Genomic DNA, 26261 nt, shown 5'->3' with positions numbered 1-26261 from the left:
CGCTCATCAGACCCAGGAGTACAACCATGAACGTCATCCAAGTTCCGTTCGCAGTACTACGCGTGCAGTACAAGATCGCCCGATTCCCGTTGCAGTTGATCGAGGACCGAGTCTTCTCACGGCTCGACTCCGAAGCACCCGCACGCCTGCTCTACGAGCGTTCGCTCGGAGTGCTCGATTCCACGGTCGGCGGTCTGCTCGGTGATCCGGCCATCGAGAAGCGCGGTTCGGCCCTGACTGAGCGCAGCGAAAAGCTGGGTCGGGCGGCGCAGCTCGAAGAAGAGGCGACGCGCAAGCGTCAGCAGGCCGACGCCGAGCTGAAGGCCAAGCGCGACAACGCGATCGACGAGCAGAAGCAGGCCCGCGAGAACAAGCAGCGCGAGATTGAAGAGGCCGAGCAAACAGCCGCCGAGCGCAAGCAGGCCGCAGAAGCGGCCGCCGAGGAAAGAACTGCCAAGGCGAAACAACAGGCCGACGAGCTGGCCGCCAAGCGCAAGCAGGCAGCCGAGTCCGCAAAACGCGATGAGCAAGCCAAGATCAAGGCCGCCGAAGACAAGGCGACCTCAGCTGCGAAGGCGAAGGCGCAGGACGCCGCCGCCAAGCGTGATGACGCCGAGAGCAAGCGTGCGCAGGCTGATCGAGTCGAGGAATTGGCCGACGCCGAGAAGTCGAAGCGGCAGGCCGAGCGCGCCAACAACAAGAACTGAGTGCGGTCCGGGCTCACGGTGCAGGTCACCGAGTAGATGATCGAGGCGCGTGAGCCCGAACCCGGCCGCAATGGCCGGCACACTCACAATTACATGACGATCGGGGACGTGGCGGAATTCCTTCATGTGCCCGTGAATATCGACGACGACCCACTGACGCCAGAGCTTCTCGCCTCTGGCGTCTGTGTCGATTCGAGGCAGGTACGGCCGGGCGACATCTATGTGGCGTTGCCCGGTGACCGATTCCACGGAATGGACTTCGTCGGCGAAGCCGTCAGACGAGGGGCCGTCGCGGTGGTCAGCGATGTGCCCACATCGATACTGCCCGCGCTGGTGGTGGACAGACCGCGGGCGGTGCTCGGTCCACTCGCCTCGGCTGTCTACGGGAACCCGTCGCGGGACATGGACGTCTACGGCGTAACCGGCACGAACGGTAAGACGTCGGTTGCCTACCTGCTCGATGCCGCACTCACCGGGGGCCATCGCACCACCGGGCTCATCACGGGAGTTGTCGTCCGAGGTCCGCAGACCAACTGTCCCGGGCTCCGAACCACCCCCGAAGCGCCGTCATTGCAGGAGACGCTCGCATCGTTTCGTGACCAAGGCGTAGACGCGGTGGCGTTCGAGGCCTCGAGTCACGGGTTGGCGTATGGCAGGGTTGATGGCACATACCTGCGTGCCGGCGTCTTCACCAACCTCTCCCCGGACCATCTCGACTTCCATCCGAACATGGACGAGTACTTCAGGGTCAAGGCTTCACTCTTTCGCGCCGAGCGGTGCCGGTTGGGTGTGATCAACATCGACGACGCGTACGGCAGTCGACTCGCCGCCCAGATCGCTATCGAGATGGTCAGTGTGTCCACTGCCGATCCATCAGCCGATTTCTTCGCGGCGGAGGTGCGAGCCCACGCGCGCGGAACCTCCTTCACCCTGCACAGCCCCTACGGCCGCTTCGCGGTGAATCTGCAGCTGCTGGGATCTGCACAGGCGGACAATGCGTTGGCGGCGATCGCGGCGGTCGCGGCCACCGGGAACGACATCGTCTCCGCGATTCGCGGAGTCGAGGCACTCAGCGGCATACCGGGTCGGCTCGAACCCGTCGATGCGGGACAGCCGTTCCTGGCGTTCGTCGACTACATGCACAACGCCGCAGGCCAGCGGACCGTTTTTCCATTCCTTCGGTCCTTGACGTCGCGGCGGGTCATCGCAGTGATCGGGGCGACCGGTGACCGAGATCCCGGCAAACGGTTCCCGCTCGGCTTCACCGCCGGCAGCATGGCAGACATCGTGGTGGTCACCGACGAGAGTCCCCATTCGGAAGACCCTGCTGAGCTGCGCTCGCCCGTGGTCGCCGGTGCCCGGGCAGCCAGGGACGCCCATGTCGTCGAACAACCCGGTCGCGCCGCAGCAATCGAGCTTGCCATTGGTCTCGCGGAGAAAGGCGACGTCGTTGTGGTGGCCGGGCGTGGTCACTCCCCCATCCTCGTCGCTGGTGAGAGAAGTCAACCCTTCGATGACCGAGCGGTGGTGCGCGAGGCAATTCTGCGTCGGCACCGATCGAGCACACAGCTGCCGGCCGGATGAACCGGCCGGCAGCTGCCGAGACAGACGACCCCTTGATCAGTCCGGGATTGCGTCCTTCAGCTTGCCCATGACGCCCTTCTCGGTACCGAGCTGAGCATTCTGCGGCGTGCCCTTCGAACCGTCGTAGGTCGCATACAGTTTCGGATCCGGCGGCGGAGCGGAGGCCTTGTTTCCGAGTGGCTGGGGATCTGCGAGGAAGCCCATCTGATGAATACCGTCGGGGGCAGTGCGATTCGCCCATCCCCCGGTCGACGAGAACTCTCCATCGGACAGATGCCAGATGTCGGTGGCGTGCTCTGCATACTCTTCATCGAGGAGCGCGTCAGGAGCAACCACGCTGGCCAGGCCATCAGCCTGCAGTTCCTCGATCGCCGCCAGCCAGAGGTTCTGATGGTGTGTGTCGCGGGCCAGATTGAACTTGAGCATGGCCTTCACACCTGGGTCGTCAGTCATGTTGTACAGGCGTGCTGTCTGCAGTCGACCCTGCGACTCCGCAGTGACATTGGCACGGAAGTCGGCGAGCAGGTTGCCGCTCGCGATCACGTAGCGGCCGTTCCAGGGGTAACCGTTGCTGTCGGCGGGAAGTGCTCCGCCGCCGGCGACTATGGCCTGCTGCGGGTCCATTCCGCCCATCACAGCAGCGACAACGGGATCACCGCCGGCGGCCTTGCTGGACTCCGTGGCCGGCGCGCCTTCGAGAAGGCGCGCGACCATGACCGCCAACATCTCGACGTGGCCGATCTCCTCGGTGGCGATGTCCATGATGAGGTCTTTGTACTTGCCTTCCATGCGACAGTTCCAGCCCTGGAAGAGATACTGCATGGTCACTGTCATCTCACCGAACGCGCCGCCGATGAGTTCCTGCAGTTTGTGGGCATAGACCGGGTCCGGCTTCTCTGGTTTGACGTCGAATTGCAGGTAATCGGTGTGTTTGAACATGAGTCCTCTTTCAATCGGAATCTGGGGTTCCTGATTGCAAGGCACAGGTCTCACGGGTCGATACCGAAGTACCGACCCCGACACAACGCATGAGGCGTCTGGTGAACCCGACCTTGCGGCGATGCCCGGCCATGCTCGTTTCTCGACTCCGGGTTGCGTCGAACACCACCTGGCGGCCGTCTGCTTCGCAACCGAACATGAACAACCGCTGCAATCTCGATACCCGGCTTCAGATGCAGTCAAACCAGCCGATCTCCGACACCGAGAATGCGACTACTTCGAGTCGGCGGCGGTACGGTGAAGTGATCGTGAGCATGGTCTAAACCTGGCGTTGCTTGCCCGCGCGTGGTGCCCGGGAGACGGTGCGGATGCCTGCTTCGAGCGAAACATCAAGTCCGACTAACCATCTGCAATCTCCGGGGTTTGGCGGTGACGGCTCGATGCCGAATCGGCAGACCGGGCCGTCTGCGGCGGGGCGACAGAGATCGAAGACGTACAACAAACACCTGCTCGACGGCCAGATGGCCCAAGGAGGCGACCATGACCAACCAAACTGACGGCGCACGGAGTGTCCATGCGGCCATTGCGGAGTTGGCCCGGCAACTTCACGCCAGCGAACAACGTGATCTGCAGGCCGTGCTGGCAAACGTCGCCGAGGGTGCGGTGTCGAACGTGCCCGGTGCGGAGTATGCCGGCATCACTGTCACAACCAACCGGGATACCTTGACCACTCAGGTAGCTACGGACCCGATTGCCGAGTTGCACAACGATATTCAGATCAAGCACGGACAGGGGCCGTGCCTGGTCGCCGCCTGGGACCAGCCCGTCGTCCGGGTCAACGACCTCACTTCTGAGACTCGCTGGCCGGCCTACGCGGCAGACGCGGTCGCGCTCACTCCCTTTCGGTCGCTCATGTCTTTCCGGCTGTACACACACAGCGAGACGCTGGGTTCGTTGACGCTCTACTCGCGCGCCCCGCTCGCGTTCACCGAAGAATCCGAGGAAATCGGCCAGGTCTATGCAGCACATGCCGCGGTGGCGTGGGCAGCGACCGAACGAGGTTCGCAGTTCATGAGCGCTCTGGCCAGTCGCGACATCATCGGCCAGGCAAAGGGCATGATCATGGAGCGTTTCGACATCGATGCCGTGCGAGCTTTCGAATTGCTCCGCAAATTGTCGCAGGACACCAACACTCCCCTTGCCCGATTGGCAGCTGATCTGGTCCACAAAGACCATCCGCCGAAGCAGTGAAGCCGACGCCCACACATAGGATCGAACAATGACCGACAACAAGAAGAAGCCGGAAGAAAGCAAAGTCGAGGAGCCCAAGGGTGGACGACCCGGGCCTGTCGACGAGGGTGGCTCGGGCGGCATGGCAACGCGCGAGGTGACTCCCGAACTGGTCCATCGCGACGGCGAAGACAACGACGACTGACCCTCATACGCGCGGCGGGTCCAGGAAGCCGAGTGGCTGACATCCGCTACAACCGCCACGATTGCTGTTGCCGCGCTTGGGCAGTGCCCTGTTCCGTCCGCGTGGATTGGCCGGGTGGGTGATCGCGAAGACCACTCAAACGGTGCCCGGCGACGGCTAAGCTCAGGCGGCGGACACCGGGAAGAAGACTCGGCTGTGCCGTGGCAGACCCAGTGCAGTAAGCGCTTTCGGGCGCTCATCGATACGTCGTTCACGCAGCCCCGTGGACGGCGTGCCACGTCGACCAACAACTGGAGTGATCATGTCCACAGATGCGATCGTCATTCTCAAGCAGGACCACAAAGACATCAAGAAGCTCTTCCGAGAATTCCGCGCTGCCGGTGAGGGCGCGACAAAGAAGAAGGGCGACATCGTCAACAAGATCATCGAGGCCCTCACCGTTCACACGTACATCGAGAACGAGGGCATGTACTCCGATGTGCGCAAGCGCGTGCCTGATGTCGAAGACGACATCCTCGAGTCCTACGAGGAGCACCACGTCGCGGACGTGTTGGTGATGGAACTCGCCGCCCTGAGCCCCGACAGCGAGCGGTTCGATGCCAAGACAACCGTACTGATCGAGAACGTCGAGCACCACATCGACGAAGAGGAATCAGAGTGGTTTCCCAAGGTCCGAGAGGCATTGGGGCGCAAGGAACTCCAGGAGCTGGGCGAGCATCTGCTCGAGCTCAAGAAGAAGGCACCGCGTAGTCCGGCGCAGCCTTCGGCTCTCAAGAAGACGATCGACGCCGTCATCAAGTAACGCGCCAACGGCTCCGGCCACCGACCGACGAGTCGGTGGCCGGCGCCTGTTCAGTCGGCGGCAGTGTGGCGCAGGGACCGCACGAGACGGGTGAAACGCGGGTGCTCTGCCAAGTCATCCACCAGCACCGCCTTGCCGTCCCCGTCGGCCAGCGGAACCGACCAGTTCGCGTACTGGCTCGAGTCGGTGCCCGGCTGGTTCTGGATGCGTCGCTCACCGACCGCATCGGTGAGTGCGACACCGAGCAGCAGAGACGGGCTGCGTGTGATGAGCGAGTGCAGGGCAGCCACCGTCTGCTCCTCATCTGCATCGGTTGGCAGCAACCCCCGCTCTCTGGCGACGTCGAGGATGGCCTCACGGTCGCGGGCATCGTTTGCTCGCTCGGTCGCCTCGTCCTGTTCCAGCAGGCCGAGTTCGGACCGCAGCCTGATGTGTTCTGCTGCGAGATATCCAGCGGTCGGCGGCAGGTCGTGCGTGGTGACCGAGGTCAGGCACAGACGCCGGTACTCCTCAGGGGGAACGGGTGCATCCGGACCGTGTTCGAACCAGAGAATGGATGTGCCGAGGACGCCACGCTCACTCAGGTAGTCCTGCACAATCGGTTCGAACACACCGAGATCTTCGCCGATCACCACCGCTCCGGCCCGTTCGGCTTCGAGAACGAGAACTCCGATGAGGGCCTCGTAGTCGTAGTGCACGTACGCACCTGCTGCCGGCGACTCGCCTTCGGGAATCCACCACAGCCGGAACAAACCCAGGATGTGGTCGATGCGCAAACCCCCGGCACGTCGCAGGACTGTTCGGAGCATGTCGCGGAACGGGAGGTAGCCTTGTTCCGCCAACTTCCATGGGTGCCAAGGCGGTTGGTTCCACAGCTGGCCCTGCTGATTGAACGCGTCAGGCGGGGCGCCAACCGACACACGAGGCGTCAGAGCGTCTCCGAGTGCCCAGACGTCGGCGCCGCCGTGCTGAACTCCCACCGCGAGGTCGTGGATGATGCCGATGTCCATACCGGCCGCTACCGCCGTTGTCTGTGCGGTGGCGAGTTGCTCGTCACAGATCCATTGCAGCCAACTGTAGAAGGATATCCGGTCGGTCAGTTTTTCGCGGAGCTCGGCAACCCGTGCCGGATCCCTCAGCGACTTACGCCATTTCGGACTGTCGGCACCGTATTTCTCGATGAGCGCGCACCATGTGGCGAAACCGAGGAGGCCTTCGCCTTCCTCCTCGAGGTAGCGGTCGAACTCGCCACGTCTGCGCGGGCTCAGCGGCACTGCGTGAATGGTCTCCAGCACTTCGAGTTTGGATCGGTACACAGAATTGCGGCGGATCTTGCCGGCGTCTCGGTTCCACCGTGAGTACTTGTCGGCGAACTGCCGCATGGCTTGATACTCGGCATCGGGGAGGCGCGCTGCTTCCTGGATGTCCTCCACCCTGATGTAGATGGGATTGACGAACCGCCGGGTTGTCGGCAGATACGGGGACGTCTCGAGCGGGGGCTGCGGTTGTGCAGCGTGCAGTGGATTGGCCAAGACGAAGTCCGCGCCGTGCACAGAACCTGCGATGTAAGCGATGTCGGCCAAATCGGACAGATCCCCGATTCCCCACGACCGTTCGGACCGCACCGAGTACAGCTGCGTCGTCAGGCCCCACCGTTGCTGGGGTCCCAGCTTCTCGGCCGTTGTCAGACGCTTGGGCGTCACCGCGAGCGTGGTCTGCGCCAGCGTGCCGGTGCCCACCTCTGCGTGCAGGGTGTGCCACCCGGTCGGCAACCCATTCGGCACGGCAAACGTTGCGCGGCCGATCATTTCGCCGTCGATTTCCCTCGGATCCACCCAGATGTCCAGCTGTGGAGCGTCGAGTCGCTCGCCATCCTCGGTGACCACCCACACCGAGACCGGGTCTCCGTGGGGCACGTGGACGGGAACAGGGACAACCTCGTCTTCGACCATGACGACCACAGGCGGCAGGATCTGACGCCACGGTGCTTCATCGAGATCCTTAAGGGATCGACGGATCTCGCTCTCCGTGCCCGACGCCACACCCAGGGCGGTCAGGATATGCCGCAGTGTGTCGTCGCTGACGTCGCGGCGTTCTTTGTCCCAGCCCTCATACGACGTGGCAACGCCACAGCGATCGGCCAGAGTTCTCAACTGCTCGGCGTAACCCACCGCGCCGATGCTGCCAGGTTTCACAGGTCCCCGCTCGCCCACCGGGGTGCCCTCAGCAGTCGTGTCCTGGTCGCTGCCGACGGTGTTCGCTTCAGTCGCGGTATCGCGGGTCAAGTTGCTCCACAATCTTGTCCGGGCGCACGGGCAGGTCCCGCACGCGTACCCCTGTTGCATTGAAGACGGCGTTGGCGATGGCGGCCGCCGAACCGACGTTGCCGATCTCGCCGATGCCCTTGCTGCCCATGGGATTGATGTTGTCGTCCACCTCCTCGATCCAGACGGCCTCGATGTCTCGCACATCTGCGTGCGACGGCACGTGGTAGTCCGCGAGGTTCTCGTTCCCGAATCCGCCGTATTGCGCGTCCGGATGTCCTTCTTCCATCAGAGCCATCCCCAGGCCGAAGGTCATTCCGCCGATGAGTTGGGAGCGGGCCAGACGTGGGTTCAGGACCTTGCCGACCGCGAACACGCCGAGCATGCGATCAACCGTCACCTCGCCGGTGTCCACGTCGACCGCGACCTCCGCGAAGTGCGCACCGAACGCTTCACGATGGAGATCCGAGGCGGCTTCGACGTCGGCGGTGGTGTCGGCGAAGTGCTCGACGGGGCGGTCGACCGGCCCGCTCCCGATGTTGTCGCGCAGGCCTTCACACGCCTTGTGGACAGCGAATCCCCATGACGACGTGCCCGCCGACCCGCCGGCGCCCGGCGCCTTCGGGAGTGCACTGTCCCCCAGGTGAAGTCGCACCCTGTCCGCCTGCACTTGGAGTGCGTCTGCAGCGATCTGGGTCAGCACGGTGCGAGCGCCGGTCCCGATGTCCGACGCGGCCACTGACACGTCGAAACTGCCATCAGGTTGAGCGACCGCCAGTGCCGTACTCGGCGAGGTCATCGTCGGATATGACGCCAGTGCCACACCCATCCCCACCAGTGTGCGTCCCCGCCGAATGCTGCCGGGTGTGGGATCACGCAGCTCCCAGCCGAATTGGTCCGCGCCTTGTCGTAACACCGACACCACGTTCCGGGAACTGAAAGCGGTCCCCGTCGCCGGATCGACGTCGGGTTCGTTGCGGGTGCGCAGGTCGATCGGGTCGAGCCCCAGTTCATGAGCGAGTTCGTCCACCGCCGACTCGAGCGCGTAGATACCGGGGGATTCGCCGGGTGCGCGCATCCACCGCGGGGTCGACACGTCCAGTGCTGCCACTTCGTGGGTGGTCTTGATGTGCTCGGTGTCGTAGATGTGGCGCGTAGCCTCGGCGGTCTGTTCGACGAACTCGACGATCTTCGATGTCTGCTGCACGCTGTCATGAACGACGACCTCGAGGTTGCCTTCCCCATCGGCGCCGAGTGCGACCCGGGAGAACGTGGGCGTCCGGTAGCCGACGAAGGCAAACGTCGCCGATCGGGGAAGCACAACCCGGACCGGCCGGCCGACGAACCTGGCGGCCATGGCAGCGAGAACGGCGTTGGGCCTGGTGCTCCCCTTGCCGCCGAACCCTCCCCCGACATGCTCGGCGACGACGCGGACGTTGTCGGACTCGACATCGAACAGGGTCGCCAGGTCGCCCTGCACACCCGAAGGCGCCTGCGTCGAGTCCCAGACGGTCAGGGTCTCTCCGTCGTCGGTCTGTTCCCAGCTCGCAATGGTGGCGTGCGGCTCCATCGGTGCGTTGTGCATCGCGGGGGTGGAGTACCAGTTGTCGACCACATGGTCGGCTTTTGCGATGGCTCCCTCGGGATCCCCGCGGCGTGCCTCGGCAGGGAATCCCGCATTGACCTCTTCGGGTGTGTACCGCGCCGGGTGGGTGGCGTGCAGGACGTTGTCGAAACCCTCGGCCTGCTCGTAGTCGATGTCGAGCGACTCGGCGGCAGCGCGCGCCTGCTCGACGGAAATCGCGATGACTGCCGCCACGATCTGCCCTCGGTAGTGCACGTCCGGTCCCTGCAGTACATGGAGCTCGGCGTCCTCCGATTCACCCAGCCGCGGAGCGTTCCCATGCCACATCACGCCCAACACCCCCGGCATCTGCATGGCGGCGCCATCGTCCACGCCTGTCACCCGGCCGAGGTTGATCTGCGCGCCGACGTGCACGCAGTGGACGACCTGCTGACCAGGTGGCACGCGGTCGGCGGTGTAGTGCGCCGTGCCCCCCACCTTGTCCTGGGCTTCTATCCGAGCGTGCGCGGTTCCGAGTGAGGTCATCGCGATGCCTCCTGCTCATCGACCAGACCCATCAAGGCCTGGGTCACCACAGCGCGCACCAGCGGGATCTTGAAGCCGTTGGAAGACAATGGTTTCGCGTCGGAGAGCTCGGAATCCACAGCGCGGGCGAACTCGGCGCGGCCGACGGCCGTCCCCCGCAGCTCCTCCTCCGCTCGCCGAGCGCGCCAGGGCTTGTGCGCCACTCCGCCCAGCGCGATCCGCACGTCGGTGACAACCCCATCCTCGACGTCGAGAATTGCGGCAACCGACACGAGCGCGAACGCGAACGAGGCGCGATCGCGGACTTTGCGATAGGTCGAGAATTGCGCGGCCGGGTTGTCCGGGATGGTCAGCGAGGTGACCAGGTCGTCTCGATCCAAGGTCGTGTCCAGCTGTGGCTGCTCGCCCGGCAGCCGGTAGAGGTCGTCGAAGGGAACCGAGCGCGGCCCGGCCGGACCGAGTACATCGAGATGCGGCTCCAGGACCGCCATTGCCACGGCCATGTCCGAGGGATGCGTCGCAACGCACTTGTCGGACGCACCCAGGATCGCCATGTCGCGGTTGAGGCCGTTGACGGCCGAACAGCCCGTACCCGGTTCTCGTTTGTTACACGCCTTTCCCGGGTCCATGAAATAGGGGCACCGGGTGCGCTGGAACAGGTTGCCCCCGGTGGTCGCCATGTTGCGGAGTTGTCCCGACGCGCCGGCCAGCAGCGCCTGCGACAGCACCGGATACCGCGACCGTACGAGCGGGTGGGCAGCGAGATCACTGTTGGGAACGTTGGCGCCGATACGGAGTGCTCCGGTCTCGGTGATGGTCACGTCGTCGAGTGCGAGTCCCCCGATGTCGACCAAGGTGGTCGGCGCGACAACACCCAGTTTCATGAGGTCGACGAGGTTGGTGCCACCGGCGAGTATTCGTGCCCCGGGATCGGACCCGAGACGCAGCATCGCCTCATCTGTGTTCTGAGGCGCTGTGTACTCGAAGGTTCTCATGATGCGTCCTGTTCGGCGACAACGTCTCCGGCGACGGAGCGCACAGCGGCCAGGATGTTGACGTAGGCGCCACACCGGCAGATGTTGCCGCTCAACCGCTCGCGGATCTCGTCGTCGTCGAGCACGCCATCGCCCACGCCGGACGTCGGTGTCACCGCGCTGGGCCACCCGCGTTTGGCTTCGTCGAGCATGCCGACGGCCGAGCAGATCTGCCCGGGAGTGCAGTAGCCGCACTGGAAGCCGTCGTGGTCGACAAACGCCTGCTGTAGATCGTTTCCGGACTCGAGGTCGGCGATGCCTTCAATGGTGGTGATGCGACGGTTCTGTGCCGCCACGGCAAAGATCAGGCAGCTCACCACCCGGCGCTCATCGATCAGAACCGTACAGGCTCCGCATTGACCACGATCGCAACCCTTCTTCGAGCCCGTCAGGGAGAGGTTGTCGCGTAGTGCATCCAAAAGTGTTGAGCGCGAATCGCATTGCACGTCGAGATCGCGGCCGTTGACGTTCAGGGTGATCGTTTCGAGCGAGGTGTCGGAGGAATGATGGCACGATGAGGGCTGGTCGTCCATTGGGGTGGTCTACCCACGCGCAACTGGGCATAAACAGTTCTCTAATGGTGCTGGCTACCTCATTTGTCGGCGCGCGTATCCCGTCTCAACGGGTGGTCTGCGGGTACCTCGACGATGATGATCTTCAGTCCGTCCGGGTCGGCGATGTGCATCTCCACCAGCCCCCACGGCTCGGTGCGCGCTTCGCGGAGGATCGCAACGCCCCGACCTTCCAACTCCGACCTCGTGCCGGCGATGTCGCGGACCTGCAACCACAGGACGCAGCCCGGTGGCGGTTTGTCGCCTCCACTCATGTGTGCCGCGACTTCGATGAGGGCGCTACCCGCGTGAAAGACGACGCCGCCGGGGTACTCCCGTGCGATTGCCAGACCCAGCTGATCCCGGTAGAAGCGGACAGCCGCTTCGGGGTCGGACGGCTGCACGATGACTCGACCGCTGAGTACCTCCATGGGATATGTCTATCGGACCGTACCGGTTCCCCGAATGGTGCATACCCCGATGGCGATGGACGGGGCTGGTATTGATGGAAGGGTGAGACAAACGGGCGAAGCAACGTTGTGTTCGTCCGACCTGATCGAACAACCCTGAGGAGTCCGACCATGGGACAACCGATTCCCGCCCCGGACCGACCGATTCCCGAACCGGGGACCGAGCCGCCCACACCCCCGGTGCCTTCGCCAGAACCCCCGCTTCCGACGCCGGACCCGGTGCCGTCTCCCTCGCCGCAGCCGCCGAATCCCGATCCTTCCCCGGGTCCGACGATCATCTGAACGGCTGATCGGACCGTCGGGTCCGTACGTCGAGCCCGGTCAGCGGTAGACGGTGAGCGCCAGCGGATCCAGGTCCAGATCGATGTGGTCGACCGGTCCGGTGACCTCGCCGTCGTGGGCGGTGAGGATCGGTCCCGTGTGGGACTCGATCACCAGATGATCGGCTTGGATCGCGCCGAGCACCCGAGCCCGCTCGACCGTGCCGAACAGCGATGCGGCGATGGCAGTCGTCCGCCCGAGACGGCGGTCGGCTCGCAGGTATTGGACGTCGAGGACGCCGTCGGCAAGGCTCGATCGATTCGACGGGGTGAGTCCGCGGGGTCGGTATTCCCCGTTGCCGATGAAGATCGCCCAGACCGAACGGCGCTTGCCGTTGATGACGAGATCAAGCGGTTTGTGGCCGCGTAATGCCCGAAACAAGGCCACGGCGGCGGCGGGCCATTTGCCGATCCGGCGCTCCAACCGCTCACGAAGCCGCACCATCTCCGGATATCCACCCAGGCCCGCGGTGTTCAGGAAAAGGCAGCCATTGATTCGTCCGACATCGACAGTGCCTGCCGAGCCGGCGACCACTGCCCTTGCGGTATCGGCGTACGTCTCGAGGCTCAGCGCGCGAGCAAAATGGTTCAGGGTGCCGGCCGGAAACACCGCGAGAGGGAGATCTCTGTCGATGGCGATCTGCGCCACGGTGGCGGCCGTTCCGTCTCCCCCGGCCACTCCCAGCGCCCGGGAGTCGCCTGAAATCTGTTCGTCAAGTGGGTAATCGGGATCCCAGTGGACGATTTTCGCATCAGGTAAGAGAGCGAGGATGCGAGTGTCGGCACCGGCTGATGACCCGGATTCCGAATTGAGGACAACGGTCAGTCCCGCACCTCGCGGGAGCGCAGGAGCTGACCCGGGACCCGTCTGCGCAGCTGTGGTGGGGACCGCCGGCCACAAACGCTGACCGGCCAGGGCGATACCGCCACCGATGGCCGCCCCGGCGATCACGTCACTCGGGTAGTGGACGCCGACATGCACACGCGAGTACCCGACCGCGGCTGCCAGCGGGAACAGCACGGCAGCGGTCCGGGGGCGCTCGAGTGCTGCGCCGACGGCGAACGCTGCGGCCGAAGCGCTGTGTCCGCTGGGAAACGACGACGTCCACGGCATCCGAACCAGCGGATGCGGATGGGCGGGGTCCAACGTCGGCCTACGCCGCCCGATCAGCGGCTTGAGAACAGTGTTGGACACCAGGCTGGCGCCGGCAAGTGAGCCGAGGCCGCGCAGACCTGCCCGCCTCTGTCGTTTTCCGATCAGCGACATCACCACCGCGATGGTCATCCACAACTTGCCGTGGTTGGCCGCCACAGTGAGCTGTCGCAGAGCGGTGTCAGACCAACTGGGGGCGATCACCGTACGCCTTGCGTCTTTGGGTGAGAGCACCCTCGGAGTCTATGGCGCTGTGGGGCAATCGCAATGTTTTCGCCGGTTGCGTACTCAGGCGGTCAACGCGAGAGGTCGGCCGAGTCGTCGTACCTGGGCAGGACTTCGTACACCACCAAATCTTTTGGTGTTCCCTTTGCCCGAAACCGTCTGCGCCGCTTGATGTACTTGGACTGGTCGGTTGCTGCGAGTGTTGCCTCGGTGGCGAGCACCTCGCCGCCGGACGCCGCGTCGGCGACGCGGGCGGCGATGTTCACGTCGACGCCCAAGTAGTCGTCACCGACGTGGCGTGGCTCGCCGGTGTGCAGACCGGCGCGCAACGCCGGGCGATATCCGTCCAACGTGATGGCGCTGACGGCAAGGCCCGCCTCATGTGCGGCTTCGATCGCCTCGGCACCGTCGGCGAACACCGCCATCAGACCGTCACCGAGGTGCTTTGTGACGATGCCGCCCCGCCGCTTGATGACTGTCGCGCTGGCGTCGTTGACCTGACGCAGGAGTTCGAGCACCGCATCGTCACCCGCGCCCAGCGCCCACGTCGAGAATCCGACAAGATCGGTGAACAGGATGGTGACCGGGCCATCGGATCGTGGTTTCCCGCTGCGGCGGCGGGTCACGATCGCCTGCCACGACTCGACGGCGGCCAGTGCCAACTCGCGGGTTGCGCTGGCCCGCTCCCCGCGCGCCTGCGCGATCAGACTGGCAACTCGTTCCGAGTGCCTGAGTCGAGCAGGGTCCACGTCGGGGCTGGCGCCGGGTACCGCCCGGCGTGCGGCACGGGCGACGCGGAGGACGTTGTCGTTGCTGTCGGCGCGAGACAAGAAGTCAGCAACCCGCCCCAAGGAGGGTCGCTGCCCTTCAGGGCGGTCGCTGCCGCGGTTGGCCTTACTCACAGCTCGAAGTCTAGGTGCACCGGTGTCCTAGGCCACCTTCACCTTTGACTCGCGCAGTTCACGCAGAGCGGTTCTCAGACCGCGCCGAGAGCCTGTCTGGGCATCGGAGGCGAATCCGGATTGCATGCCTTCGCGGATGTTGAAGCGAAGTTCCGAGGCCGTTTCCGGTGCGTCGTCCGCGCTGGCAGACAGCAGAGCATTGGGCAGCGCAAGTTTCGCGATGGTCCGGAAGGTCAGCATGTACTGGTGCCACAAGGTCCCGGTGGTGTACGGCAGGTCGTATTTGTCGCAGAGCTCGCGGACCCGGACGCCGATCTCTTCGTACCGATTGCTGGGGAGGTCGGGGAACAGGTGGTGCTCGATCTGGTGACTGAGATTGCCACTCATGAATCGCATCAAGGTTCCCGCCCTGAAGTTGGCGGACCCGAGCATCTGGCGCAGGTACCACCGCGCCTGGTCCTCGTTTTCGTACTCCTGCACGGTGAACTTCTCGGCCCCGTCAGGGAAGTGACCACAGAAGATGACCGCGTAGGTCCAGTAGTTGCGGATGAAGTTGGCGGTGACGTTGGCCGCGATCGTGTGTTTCCAGTTCGGTCCGCTCAACGCCGGGAAGATCAGATAGTCCTTGGCCGCTTGTTTCCCGACCTTGCGTCCGATCACCCGGAGGTCACGACCCACCTCGCGCAGGCTCTTCTCGCGTTTGCGAACCTTCTCGGTCTCGACATGGTGTAGCGCGACACCGTATTCGAAAAATGTGCCGAGAACGAGGTTGTACACCGGGTTTCCGATGTTCCACCACTCCCACGGTTGGTCACGGGTGACCCGCAGGATCCCGTAGCCCACGTCGTCATCCATCCCCACGATGTTCGTGTACTTGTGATGGATGAAGTTGTGTGAGTGCTTCCACTGACTGCTCGGGCAGGTGGTGTCCCATTCCCACGATGACGAGTGGATTTCCGGGTCGTTCATCCAGTCCCACTGCCCGTGCATCACGTTGTGCCCGAGTTCCATGTTCTCGATGATCTTCGCCAAACCGAGCATCACGGTGCCCGCGGCCCACGCCGGCTTCTTGTTGCTCGCGAAGAGCATTGCCCGCCCACCGACGGCCAGTCCTCGCTGGATGGCGATCGCGCGACGGATGTACCGAGCGTCGGCCTCTCCGCGAGACTCCTCGATGTCTCGCCGGATGGCGTCCAACTCCGCGCCCAGCGCGTCGACGTCGGCTTCTGTCAGGTGTGCATATCGGTCGATATCGGTGATCGCCACTGGTGGGATACCTCCTGTTGGTCTGGATGTGCAGGTCAGAGGTCGAGCGTGCATTCACCGGAGACCGTGCTGATGCACGTCTGGATCCGGTCTCCTTCTCGACGCTCATCTCCCGAGCGCAGATCCCGAACGTAGCCGCCGCTGAGCGGGACCACGCACGACTGGCAGATGCCCATTCGGCAGCCAAACGGCATCTGGATGTCCAGGCCTTCTCCGGCTTCGAGAAGAGTTGTCGCGCCGTCGATTTCGGCGGTCTTTCCGGATTTGGCGAAGGTGACCGTACCGCCCTCGCCGCCCTTGTCGGTGCGGGCGATCGCAAAACGCTCGATGTGGAGATGGTCTGAGCGGCCGGCTTCCTCCCAGACCTGTTCGGCAACGTCGAGCATTGCAACGGGACCGCAGGCCCAGACCTCGCGGTCACGCCAGTCGGGAACCAGCGGAGTGAGGTCGGCGAGGTCAACCTTGCCGTTCTCCCTGGTGAACTGCATCGTCAGTTTGTAGGTCGGCGAATTCTCCTGCAGCGCAACGAGTTCGTCGTGGAAGATGACACTCTCGCGGTCCGGTGCCGAGTGAACGTGGACGACGTCCGGCATGTCCCCTCTGTGCTGTAGCGCCCGCAACATCGCCATCACGGGTGTGACGCCGGAGCCGGCGGTGACGAACAGGATCTTCTGCGGCGGCGGATTGGGTAGCGAGAAGTCACCTTTGGGTGCTGCCAGGCGAATCACGGTGCCAGGCGAGACTCCATCGACCAGATGGCTGGAAAGGAAGCCATCAGGATTGGCCTTGATGGTCACCGAGATCACCTTGGCGTCACCGGCGATCGAGGTCAGAGAGTAGGAACGCCAATGCCAACGGCCCTCGACCTGCAATCCGATACCGACGTACTGCCCGGGGCTGTATCGGTGACTGAAACCCCAGCCGGTCTCTATGTCGACGGTGGCTGTGTCGTCGGTTTCCTTGCGAACGGCCACGATTCGACCACGCAGTTCCCGAGCCGACCACAACGGATTGAGCAGATGCAGGTAGTCGTCGGGCAACAGCGGTGTGGTGGCGCGCGCCACCAACCCCCGCAAAACGTTCACCTGGGGCTTGGTTGCATCGACCTCGGCCGCCGGTCGCTTACTCCACTTCAGCAGATCCACATGCACTCCGTTCGCAGGCACGGTGTCGCGGCGGAGGCTGAGAGCGAGATTGGCCGCGACGGTGCCATGGGATTCGAGTGTACACATGTACACCGTGCAAACGGCCGTTTCGGATACCGGGTAGATATCCGAAACGGCCGTGTACGGGACTACGTGGAAGGGACTATGTGGTGGTGACTGCGTTCTTTTCGGCTGCGTCTGTGGACGCTCCTCCGTCGCCGCCTTCACGCCTGTTCGCGAGAATGCTGGAGATGGCGGCGGCACCGATGAATGCGACACCGACGAGACCGGTGATGACCTCATTGATGTGGTACTCGATGCTGACGAACAGGATGACCGCCAGTGCGCCGATTGCCCAGTGAGCGCCGTGTTCGAGGTAACGGTATTCGGAGAGTGTTCCCGCTCGCACCAGGTAGACCGTGATGGAACGGACGAACATCGCGCCGATGAAACCGAGGCCCAGGGCAATGATGATCGGATCCGCCGTGATGGCGAACGCACCGATCACACCGTCGAACGAGAACGAGGCGTCGAGGACCTCGAGGTACAGGAACAGGAAGAAGCCGGCCTTGCCGGTCGCCTTCACCAGCTGCGACGGGCCACCGTCTGCTGCCGCTTGATGTTCCTCATCGAACTGTTCGGTGTGGAACAGCGATCCCAGTCCGTCGACCGCGATGTAGGTGATCATGCCGAGCACGCCGGCAACCATGATCGTGGACCGGTGCTCGTCGTCGGCAAGGAACTCGGCAACGAGGACCAGGGTGCCTCCGGCGATGACAACTGCCAGTTGGTCGAGCTTGCCGAGTGTGGCCAGCGGCTTCTCGAGCCAGGACAGCCACGTGATCTCGCGGTCAGCGAGGATGAAGTTGAGGAAGAGCATGAAAAGGAACATGCCGCCGAATGCTGCGATCTGAGGATGCGCGGCGGTGAGTATCTCTTCGTAGGACTGCTGTCCCGAACCCTCCTCGGGAACGTTCATCGCCAGATCGAATGCATCGATGGGGTTGAGCCCGGCGGTGACCCAGACGATCACGAGCGGGAATGCCAGGCGCATGCCGAAGACGGCGATGAGGATGCCGATGGTCAGGAAGATCTTCTGCCAGAACTCGCTCATCCGTTCCAGCACTGTGGCATTGATGACCGCGTTGTCGAAGGACAACGAGACCTCGAGGATGCCGAGGATCGCGCACAGTGCGAGCGCCGTCCAGCCGCCGTACAGGAACGCCACGACAAGCGAGACGAGCGTGACCACGATCGAGATCCCGAATACGCGGATGACCACGCGGACTCCTTCTTTTGTTACGTATGAACAGCGCTATCGCGGACCCGTGGGGTTCCGCGATAGCGCTGGCGTGCAGATTCTGGCGTCGTTCTGGCCAGTCAAACTAGATGTTGACACCGTAGTCGCGTGCGATTCCGGCCAGACCGGAGGCGTACCCCTGGCCGATTGCCCGGAACTTCCACTCGGCCCCGTTGCGGTACAGCTCGCCGAAGACCATGGCCGTCTCGGTGGACGCGTCCTCGGAGAGGTCGTAGCGGGCGAGTTCGTTTCCGTTGGCACGGTCGACAACGCGGATGTAGGCGTTGCGAACCTGACCGAAGGACTGCGAGCGGGCGTCGGCATCGTAGATGGAGACGGGGAAGATCACGGACTCGATGTTCGGGGGCATCGCAGCCAGATCGACGTTGATGACCTCGTCGTCACCCTCACCCTCACCGGTGGTGTTGTCTCCGGTGTGCTCGATCGCACCGTCGGGCGAGCGCAGGTTGTTGAAGAACACGAAGTGCTGGTCCGAGACGACCTTCTTGTCGCCACCGGCGCCGATGGCGCTGGCATCGAGGTCGAAGTCCGTGCCGGTGGTGGAACGGATGTCCCAGCCGAGTCCGACCGCGACTGCGGTCAGGTTCGGAGCCTCCTTGGTCAACGAGACGTTTCCACCCTTGCTCAAGCTGACGCCCATGTCAGTAACCCTTTCGTGAGGTTGTTCCAAAACTTCGTAGAAGCAGACCACGATGAGCGGGTCCCTCCGGAGCCGCTCCTTGTGAGTAACCGTACGTGAAAGTGGACATCGGCGGGAGTGTGAGGACCATTCACGGGAGCCGTTCGAATGACACGCCGGTGAGCACAACTGTCCTGGGATCGCGTTCGGCTCATCGGGTACCGGGCCCCGGTCCCAGTAGGATGCGGCTGTGGCCCGGGGCTGGTTTCGACGAGAGGACCGAAGCGTCGGTGGCAGGCCCACTGACGCCATCGACCGTGCGCGCAGCGACATGGTCAGTGCGTTTCTCCAGCTCGATCAGCGCTTGTCCATCATCACCGACGGGGTCGAAGCCGCGGCGGCACTCGGCATGTCGGCCGAACTGGTCCGGGCGTTCGCCCCGGTTCGCGAGGCCTGTTACGAGACCATCAACGACTATCTGACAGTCAGCGGCCAGGATACGGCCACCACCACACTCGGCGATGTGCAGCGCACGATGACCCGGATCGTCGAAGCGATCCAGCTTCTCGACCGGTTCTACGAACGTAACTCCACCCAGATCGAACACGCCCGGATCTCCTATGCAGCGGTCCCCGATGAAGCTGCCAGGGCCCGAACACAGTCGGATCAATTGCTCGCCCGGCTGAGCACGCTCCCCGCCGACCAACTCGCGTATTCGTCGGTCAAAACAGCTCGCGAACAACACGATCAGGCCCGATTGCAGCTGGAGGCGGCTCAACTCGAGGTGTCGGGAGGCGGCGGCGACCGGGCCGGCTTGAGGAACAGGGCTGCGGCTCTGGTCGCCGCCACCGAGAAGTTGGGTCAAGCGGTCGACCGTGCTCCGACGAGGGTCGGCGAGGCCACCGCTGCGCTCGCCTCGGTCCGGACGAGGTTGTCTGCGGTACGAAACCGCAACGCACGCATGCCCGAGGCGTACTCGGCACTGCTGCGGGAGTTCAGTGCGGCGTGTTCGAAGGACCTGATCGGCCACGACCAGCGTAGCGCTCGGGACATCGACGCGGCAGCAGCTGAAATCGACACCGCCGCAGAGGAAATGAAGTCCGATCCGGAAGCTGCGTTGGCGGCGATCACCCGCGCCCGTTCGGCTCTGGCAAACGCCGAGCAACTGGTGGACGGCGTCACCGATCGATTGAATGAACTTCGTGTGGTCCAGAAGGATCCGCCGGCTGCGGCCGGTAGGGTTCGCTTCCAGATCCGAGACGCCCAACTCCTGGCGGTGAATCTCGGACTGGTCGAACAGTGGGGCTCGGTCCTCGACGCCCAGGTCTTGCGCGTGGACCGGGCCGTTGCCACACTGACCGGGCGGCACCCCGACTACTGGGGCTATCTGGTGGACCTGCGGGCCATCTCCGACTTCGTGACCGGAGTCGTGAACAAGATGAAGGACGAGGCGCGGCGTTCATGACCGAGAGAACACTCACCGACGGGACAGACGGCAGCCGTGGTGACGGGGCGCAGGCCCACGATGGGCCGATCAAACAGATCGAGCATTTCGCCGATCTCGACCCGAATGAGCGAGAACGCCTGTTTCATCGGTTACCCGAGCGAATCGATGTGGATGCGACCCCCGAACTCCTCAGCGTGGCCCTCGGTGCAACCCTGTACATCCCGGCGAATCGGGAGCGTCTGGCCGAGCTGATCCTCCGCCAGGCACGAAGTGGATCCACGTCCATGGTGATCGATCTCGAGGACGCGATCGCCGACCACGACGTGGAACTCGCGATGAGCAATCTCGCAACGGTGTTGGACGACCTGGCCCTTCGCGACGAACGGGTACCGATGCTGTTCGTCCGGGTGCGCCGCGCCGAGCAGATCGATGAACTCGTCGGCAGACTCTCTGCAGGCGTCGGTGTGCTCTCCGGTTTTGTGCTGCCCAAGTTCACCGCAACCGATGGTGGTGACCACCTGGACCGGATCGGCGCCGCGAGCACACGGATCGGACGTGTGCTGTACGCGATGCCGATCATCGAGTCGACCTCGGTCCTGCATCTCGAGTCGCGTGCATACGCACTGGAGACGATCCGTCAGGTACTGGCCCAGCACCGTGACAAGGTACTCGCGGTGAGGATCGGTGGCACCGACATGTGTGGTGCGCTCGGGATCCGGCGTGACCCGGACCTGACCATCTATGACGTTCATCCGGTCGCCGAGGTCATCGGCTCGATCGTGAACGTGCTCGGGCGAGCCGATGGCACCGGGTTCACCATCACCGGACCGGTCTGGGAGTACTACAACACTCACGACAGGATGTTCCGGCCACTGTTGCGCCACACGCCTTTCGAGCAGATCGACGCAGTCCGATTCCGCACGCACCTCGTCAGCCGAGACCTCGACGGGCTGCTGCGTGAGCTGGTGTTGGATCGGGCCAACGGATTGCAGGGAAAGACGGTGATCCATCCATCGCATGTGAACGTCGTCCACTCGATGAGTGCGGTGCCGCACGAAGAGTACGTCGATGCGGTGGCGGTACTCGGCGTCGATGACGCGGGCGGGGTCGAGCCGTCGGCGTATCGGAACAAGATGAACGAGCGGCGGCCCCATCGGAACTGGGCGGTCAAGACCCTGATCAGAGCCCAGATCTTCGGGGTACTGCAACCGGAGGTCGGTGTCGTGGATCTGCTCACCTCGGTGGTCGACCGATGAACGTCCCGACAATCGGCCACAACTCGACAACGGTTGCAACCCCCTACGCCAGAACCAGATTCGGCCTGGCCGCCACCCACGGGTCCGGGTACCGATCGTGGCGGGTCGAGGATCTGATCCGGCCTGGCCTCCGGCGCAATCCCCGGCGGGCACACCTCTGGGTGTCCACTGTCCTCGGCAAGCACATACCGGTCGCCCCGTCGACCATCTTCGCCGCGGCAGACGATCTCGGCGATCTGGCCGTACGGGCACTCGCGGATCGAGGGCAGCGCGACGGGCTCGTCTTCGGATTCGCGGAGACGGCCACCGGGCTCGGTCACGCAGTCGCTCGGCGGATCGACGCGACGATGTACCTGCAATCGACGCGACGTGACGCTGCCGATGTGCCGGTGGCCGCGCGTTTCGAGGAAGGACACTCCCACGCGACCGACCATCTCATCGTCCCCACCGATCCTGCGGTTCTCTGCACCGATCTGCCTGTTGTGCTCGTCGACGACGAGATCTCCACCGGTGCAACTGCTTTGGATGCGATCCGTTCGATGCAAGAAATTCATCCGCGATCGCTGTATGTCGTCGCATCGCTGGTCGACATGCGAACGAATGACGACATCGTGCGATGTGAGCAGCGCGCCGACGCGCTTGGGACATCCGTCCACTTCGTCAGCCTTGCGCAAGGGGCGACGCAGATCCCGCCCGACCTGACCGATCGGGTGTTGCAACTCCCGGCACCTTCACCAGCCGCTGCGCGCGAGAGGGGCCACGTCGAGCGACTGGACGTGGCATGGCCAACTCACGTTCCCGACGGCGGACGGTACGGGTTCTCGAGGTCCGACTGGCCGCACTTCGATCACGCGGTCACGGAGGTGACGGAGCGAGTTGTCGGCCGCCTCGACGCCACCCGGCCGACAGTGGTCATCGGGCATGAGGAGCTGATGTACCTCCCCCAGCGGATCGCGGCCGAGTTGTCCGTATGGAGCGAAGCCCCGGTCTTGAGTCAGACCACAACCCGTTCACCGGCCCATGTCATCGACGACCCCACCTACCCCCTGCGTCGGGGGTACCACTTCCAAGCTCCGGAGCCCGATGACGCTCGAGACAGGTACCTGTACAACGCAACTCACGACCACGACGGCGCCCGAGTCGTGATGATCGTCGATTCTCCAGCGGACACAACGGCATTGAGCGGGCCCGGTGGTCTGGTGGATGTGGTGAGCGCACGCGGCGACGACCTGCTCCTCGTCGTCGTCCCCGCGACCGACTACCGGTTGCTGCGTGCGGCGAGGACAAACGGATGACAGATCAGAGCGCGGTGACGTACCAAGAGCCCCTCGTCGGGCCCGATTTCGGCAGTTACGCCGCCGACGAGGTTCGGTGGCTGCTCAAAGACCTCTCGCACGTTCCGCTCGAGGGCGACGTCGCTCTCCGCGAGAAGAGGATTCAAGCGGGCGTGGCTCACTACGCGGAGTCTCTGCCGGTGGAGTTCCAGCCGGACGCGGCATACCAGGAGTTGTTCCATCGAGTCCTGGCCGACAGTGCGCGACGATTGGCGGTAGCGGTCGGTGCGGTGACCGATCTCGTGCTGGCCGAACGAGGCTCTGACATCGTGCTGGTGTCGTTGGCCAGAGCCGGAACCCCGGTGGGAATACTCATGCGGCGCTGGGCGCAACGCCATGGTCTGCAGCTCCCCCACTATGCGGTCTCCATCGTGCGCGACCGGGGGATCGACGCGAACGCCATGAGATATCTGGCAACCCACCATGACCCTGCGTCCGTGGTGTTCGTCGACGGATGGACAGGGAAAGGGGCGATCGCACGCGAACTCGATGAAGCGCTGGCGCAGTTGGCCACCGATGGTGGCCCTGTGTTCGACCCCGAGCTCGCCGTACTCGCCGACCCCGGCTCCTGCGTGCGCACCTTCGGAACGCGAGACGACTTCCTCATCGCCTCGGCGTGCCTCAATTCCACGGTCTCCGGGTTGGTTTCGCGCACCGTTCTGAACGAACAGCTCATCGGTCCCGCCGACTTCCACGGGGCGAAGTTCTATGCCGAACTTGCCGATCAGGATGTTTCAGAGGTGCTGCTGGACGCGGTTGCCCGCGAGTTCGATGCCGCCGCTGACGAAGCGGCGATCCGCCGGGCGGCGATCGAGGCATCTGATCGAACCCCGACCTGGTCGGGCTGGCAATCGGTGGAGGCCGTACGCGCGCACTACGGGATATCGTCGGTCAATTTCGTCAAACCAGGGGTGGGTGAGACAACGAGGGTCCTTCTCCGCCGGGTACCGTGGCGTGTTCTCGTCCGGACCCCGGACGACCCCGAACACGAACACATCCGAGTTCTCGCCGACGCACGCGACGTACCCGTCGAAGTGGTGCCTGACCTCGCGTACAGCTGCATGGGATTGGTGAAAGAACTCCGGTGACATCCACAAGCACCACGCCATCGACCACCGCGTCTCGACGTGCTCTGGTGACGCTGGATCTCGACCGCACCCTGATCTACTCGGCCCATGCGATCGCCGAGGGTGCCGGACCGGGGGAAGATGCCGATGCGGTGCTGTCTGCAGCGCAGTGTGTGGAGATGTACCAGGGCCGTCCGCAGTCATTCATGTCGACGATGTCGATGACCCTCCTCGGCGACCTGCATGCCGCCTCGGACGTGGTGCCGACCACCACCCGCACGATCGAGCAATATCGGCGCATCCGATTGCCGATCGGCGTTCCCCGCTTCGCCATCACCAGTAACGGCGGCAACATCCTCGTCGAAGGCCACCCCGACCCGGAATGGAGCAGGCGGGTTGCCTCACTGCTGGACCGGCTCGCAGTGGGTGTGGACGAGGTGTACGCCCGCCTCGCGCAGGATGCGGCCGACGCCCCCTGGCTGCGGACCATGCGGATCGCCGACGGTCTGTTCTGTTATGTGGTGGTGGAGCTCGATCTCCTTCCGCCGCATGTTGTTCCGGCATGGGCGAGCTGGGCTGCAGAACTGGGTTGGAACGTGTCCCGCCAGGGCCGCAAGGTGTACGTGATGCCCGACCCCGTGACCAAGCAACTGGCCATCGACGAGGTTCGGACGAGACTCGACTCGCCCCCTGACGTGACGTTCGCCGCGGGCGACGGGGTGCTCGATCAACCGATGCTCGTCGCAGCGGATGCGGCGATCCGTCCACGTCACGGTGAACTGGAAGAACTCGGCTGGGTTCATCCCAATGTCGCCGTCACCGCAGGGCGCGGTCTGGCCGCGTCGGAAGAGATGTTGGTCTGGATGCTGGAGCAGACAGGCACAATGGGGGGCATTGGCGAATCGGACATCCGCGCGAGCGCGCTCCCGGCCCCCGGTATCGCGAAACAATCCACACCCAACGAAGGGCTCAGGCGATGACAACAACTCTGGTCAAAGGACAAAACGGTCCGCTGTCCGCACCGACGGTGGAGATCACGGTCGACCTTGCCACCGCCGGCGACCTGTCCGCTCTGCTCGTCACCGACAGCGGCAAAGTCCGGACAGACGCCGACTTCGTCTTCTTCAACCAGCCGGCAGGACCGGGTGTCACCTTGCAGCCGGGGGCTGGGGTCGGCACGTTGTCGATCTCACTGGCTGCGGTGCCCGCCGACATCAGCCAGGTCCGAGCGGTGATCACGCTGGAGAACGGCACATTCGGCGCGGTTGCGCCGCCGGTTGCGCGGGTTTCCGCGGGTGGACAGTCGCTGTACGAATACCGCATCGACGGCTTGTCGAGCGAGTCCATCGTCATCGCGCTCGAGGTCTACCGCCGCGGCGGCGACTGGAAGGTTCGCGCGGTCGGACAGGGATACGCGGGAGGATTCGCCGCACTCGTGACCGATCACGGTGTGTCGGTCGACGATGCCCCGTCGCCCGCCGCAGCGCCGCCTCCTCCCCCGCCTTCTCAGCCGGTTCAGAACACCGCACCCCCGAGCTATACCCGCCAGCCGACCTCGACCCCGGCCCCGCAGAGCCCGCCGCAACAGAACTTCCCACCGCCCCAGCAGGCCGCTCCCCAGCAGCAGCCTGCATACAACCAGCAACCTGGGTATGCCGCACCCGCAGCGCCGGCAGCGCCCGCCGGCAGGCCAGAGGTGAGTCTGAGCAAAGACCGCCCGGTCAGTCTCGCCAAGGGCCAGCGGGTGTCGCTGAACAAAGATGGCGGCGTGGCACTGACGAACATCCAGATGGGGCTGGGTTGGGACCCGGTCACCGTCAAGAAGATGTTCGGCAATCGCAGCGCCGACATCGATCTGGACGCGTCGGTGGTCATGTTCGCCGATACACAGGTGGCCGACGTCGCCTACTACGGTCAGCTCACATCCAAGGACGGCTCGATCCGCCATCTCGGTGACAACCTCACAGGCGAGGGCGAAGGCGACGACGAGGTGATCACGGTGGATCTCACGCGGGTTCCGATCCACGTGAACGCCCTGATCTTCATCGTCACCTCGTACCAGGGGCAGACCTTCGAGCAGGTGCAGAACGCTTTCTGTCGTCTGGTCGACCAGACCAACAAGGCCGAATTGGCCAGGTACACGCTGGCCGGTGGGATGCCTTATACCGGTGTGGTGATGGCCAAGGTGTTCCGCGAGGGTGGCACGTGGAAGCTGCAGGCGATCGGCGAGGGCATCACCGCCCGTCATGCCGGTGAAGCGCTTCCGCAGCTGCAGCGATTCCTCTCCAACGACTACATGAAATAGCCCGC

Annotated in this window: 23 protein-coding genes; 11 read left to right on the top strand and 12 right to left on the bottom strand. The window is 64.2% G+C overall.

Going from position 1 to position 26261, the window contains the following annotated elements; genetic code table 11:
• The first annotated feature begins 26 nt into the window (after positions 1-26).
• Together WIMU1_RS14550 and WIMU1_RS14545 are read left to right on the top strand one after the other, a co-directional pair.
• Entirely contained in the window at positions 27-707 is a 681-nt protein-coding gene (locus WIMU1_RS14550) for a hypothetical protein (protein WP_062798207.1), read from the top strand.
• A 93-nt stretch (positions 708-800) separates the two neighbouring features.
• Entirely contained in the window at positions 801-2291 is a 1491-nt protein-coding gene (locus tag WIMU1_RS14545) for a UDP-N-acetylmuramoyl-L-alanyl-D-glutamate--2,6-diaminopimelate ligase (RefSeq protein WP_084248294.1), read from the top strand.
• Positions 2292-2327: 36 nt separating this feature from the next.
• On the opposite strand, the gene WIMU1_RS14540 is transcribed toward WIMU1_RS14545, so the two are convergent.
• Positions 2328-3230, bottom strand: coding sequence for a manganese catalase (locus WIMU1_RS14540; RefSeq protein ID WP_062798205.1), 903 nt, complete (start codon positions 3228-3230; stop codon positions 2328-2330).
• Positions 3231-3770: 540 nt separating this feature from the next.
• On the opposite strand from WIMU1_RS14540, the gene WIMU1_RS14535 reads away from it, so the two are divergent.
• The 3 genes from WIMU1_RS14535 to WIMU1_RS14530 all read left to right on the top strand — a co-directional run bounded on the left by WIMU1_RS14535 (position 3771) and on the right by WIMU1_RS14530 (position 5467).
• Entirely contained in the window at positions 3771-4481 is a 711-nt protein-coding gene (locus WIMU1_RS14535; protein ID WP_023959147.1) for a GAF and ANTAR domain-containing protein, read from the top strand.
• Between the two features lie 28 nt (positions 4482-4509).
• Positions 4510-4665 carry a hypothetical protein gene (locus WIMU1_RS26405; RefSeq protein ID WP_023959149.1) on the top strand — a complete coding sequence of 52 codons (156 nt, stop codon included), beginning with the start codon at positions 4510-4512 and terminating at the stop codon, positions 4663-4665.
• Between the two features lie 301 nt (positions 4666-4966).
• The gene (locus tag WIMU1_RS14530) at positions 4967-5467 is read left to right on the top strand and encodes a hemerythrin domain-containing protein (RefSeq protein ID WP_062798617.1); all 501 of its coding nucleotides are present in this window, start codon (positions 4967-4969) and stop codon (positions 5465-5467) included.
• Positions 5468-5517: 50 nt separating this feature from the next.
• On the opposite strand, the gene malQ is transcribed toward WIMU1_RS14530, so the two are convergent.
• The 11 genes from malQ to WIMU1_RS14475 form a co-directional block, all read right to left on the bottom strand.
• Positions 5518-7638: a 4-alpha-glucanotransferase gene (gene malQ, locus WIMU1_RS14525; RefSeq protein WP_062798615.1), complete on the bottom strand. Its 2121-nt coding sequence runs from the start codon at positions 7636-7638 to the stop codon at positions 5518-5520.
• 91 nt (positions 7639-7729) lie between these two features.
• Complete coding sequence (locus tag WIMU1_RS14520; protein WP_174548738.1) at positions 7730-9841, bottom strand: xanthine dehydrogenase family protein molybdopterin-binding subunit; 2112 nt, start codon at positions 9839-9841, stop codon at positions 7730-7732.
• Positions 9838-10836, bottom strand: coding sequence for an FAD binding domain-containing protein (locus tag WIMU1_RS14515; protein WP_062798202.1), 999 nt, complete (start codon positions 10834-10836; stop codon positions 9838-9840). The genes WIMU1_RS14520 and WIMU1_RS14515 overlap by 4 nt, the downstream gene beginning before the upstream one ends.
• A complete protein-coding gene (locus tag WIMU1_RS14510; RefSeq protein ID WP_062798200.1) occupies positions 10833-11408 on the bottom strand; it encodes a (2Fe-2S)-binding protein in 576 nt (191 codons plus the stop codon). The genes WIMU1_RS14515 and WIMU1_RS14510 overlap by 4 nt, the downstream gene beginning before the upstream one ends.
• Positions 11409-11467: 59 nt before the next feature.
• Positions 11468-11857: a VOC family protein gene (locus WIMU1_RS14505; RefSeq protein ID WP_062798199.1), complete on the bottom strand. Its 390-nt coding sequence runs from the start codon at positions 11855-11857 to the stop codon at positions 11468-11470.
• Between the two features lie 360 nt (positions 11858-12217).
• The gene (locus WIMU1_RS14500) at positions 12218-13603 is read right to left on the bottom strand and encodes a bifunctional phosphatase PAP2/diacylglycerol kinase family protein (RefSeq protein ID WP_245969016.1); all 1386 of its coding nucleotides are present in this window, start codon (positions 13601-13603) and stop codon (positions 12218-12220) included.
• A gap of 62 nt (positions 13604-13665) precedes the next feature.
• Positions 13666-14496 carry an adenylate/guanylate cyclase domain-containing protein gene (locus tag WIMU1_RS14495; RefSeq protein ID WP_051406555.1) on the bottom strand — a complete coding sequence of 277 codons (831 nt, stop codon included), beginning with the start codon at positions 14494-14496 and terminating at the stop codon, positions 13666-13668.
• A 27-nt stretch (positions 14497-14523) separates the two neighbouring features.
• Positions 14524-15762: a fatty acid desaturase family protein gene (locus WIMU1_RS14490; protein WP_062798195.1), complete on the bottom strand. Its 1239-nt coding sequence runs from the start codon at positions 15760-15762 to the stop codon at positions 14524-14526.
• A 35-nt stretch (positions 15763-15797) separates the two neighbouring features.
• Entirely contained in the window at positions 15798-16907 is a 1110-nt protein-coding gene (locus tag WIMU1_RS14485) for a ferredoxin reductase (RefSeq protein ID WP_031332510.1), read from the bottom strand.
• A 163-nt stretch (positions 16908-17070) separates the two neighbouring features.
• Positions 17071-18189, bottom strand: a complete 1119-nt coding sequence (locus tag WIMU1_RS14480) for a DUF475 domain-containing protein (RefSeq protein ID WP_062798194.1) — start codon at positions 18187-18189, stop codon at positions 17071-17073.
• Between the two features lie 103 nt (positions 18190-18292).
• Positions 18293-18868 carry a TerD family protein gene (locus WIMU1_RS14475; protein ID WP_062798192.1) on the bottom strand — a complete coding sequence of 192 codons (576 nt, stop codon included), beginning with the start codon at positions 18866-18868 and terminating at the stop codon, positions 18293-18295.
• 229 nt (positions 18869-19097) lie between these two features.
• On the opposite strand from WIMU1_RS14475, the gene WIMU1_RS14470 reads away from it, so the two are divergent.
• Genes WIMU1_RS14470 through WIMU1_RS14445 form a run of 6 tightly spaced genes read left to right on the top strand, consistent with a single transcriptional unit; the run spans position 19098 to position 26256 of the window.
• Complete coding sequence (locus tag WIMU1_RS14470) at positions 19098-20312, top strand: hypothetical protein (protein WP_062798190.1); 1215 nt, start codon at positions 19098-19100, stop codon at positions 20310-20312.
• Positions 20309-21550, top strand: a complete 1242-nt coding sequence (locus WIMU1_RS14465; protein ID WP_084248256.1) for an HpcH/HpaI aldolase/citrate lyase family protein — start codon at positions 20309-20311, stop codon at positions 21548-21550. The genes WIMU1_RS14470 and WIMU1_RS14465 overlap by 4 nt, the downstream gene beginning before the upstream one ends.
• On the top strand, positions 21547-22845 hold the full coding sequence (locus WIMU1_RS14460; protein WP_062798188.1) for a phosphoribosyltransferase family protein: 1299 nt from the start codon (positions 21547-21549) through the stop codon (positions 22843-22845). Before WIMU1_RS14465 ends, WIMU1_RS14460 begins: the two co-directional genes overlap by 4 nt.
• Complete coding sequence (locus tag WIMU1_RS14455) at positions 22842-23972, top strand: cysteine protease StiP family protein (protein ID WP_062798186.1); 1131 nt, start codon at positions 22842-22844, stop codon at positions 23970-23972. Before WIMU1_RS14460 ends, WIMU1_RS14455 begins: the two co-directional genes overlap by 4 nt.
• Positions 23969-24931, top strand: a complete 963-nt coding sequence (locus WIMU1_RS14450; protein ID WP_245969017.1) for an HAD family hydrolase — start codon at positions 23969-23971, stop codon at positions 24929-24931. The genes WIMU1_RS14455 and WIMU1_RS14450 overlap by 4 nt, the downstream gene beginning before the upstream one ends.
• Complete coding sequence (locus WIMU1_RS14445) at positions 24928-26256, top strand: TerD family protein (protein WP_062798184.1); 1329 nt, start codon at positions 24928-24930, stop codon at positions 26254-26256. The genes WIMU1_RS14450 and WIMU1_RS14445 overlap by 4 nt, the downstream gene beginning before the upstream one ends.
• Positions 26257-26261: the final 5 nt, after the last annotated feature.

Origin of the sequence: Williamsia muralis NBRC 105860 (genome assembly GCF_001598915.1) — a bacterium.
In the GTDB taxonomy this organism is placed as follows: Bacteria; Actinomycetota; Actinomycetes; order Mycobacteriales; family Mycobacteriaceae; genus Williamsia; species Williamsia muralis.
This window is presented reverse-complemented; position numbering and strand designations above follow the sequence as displayed.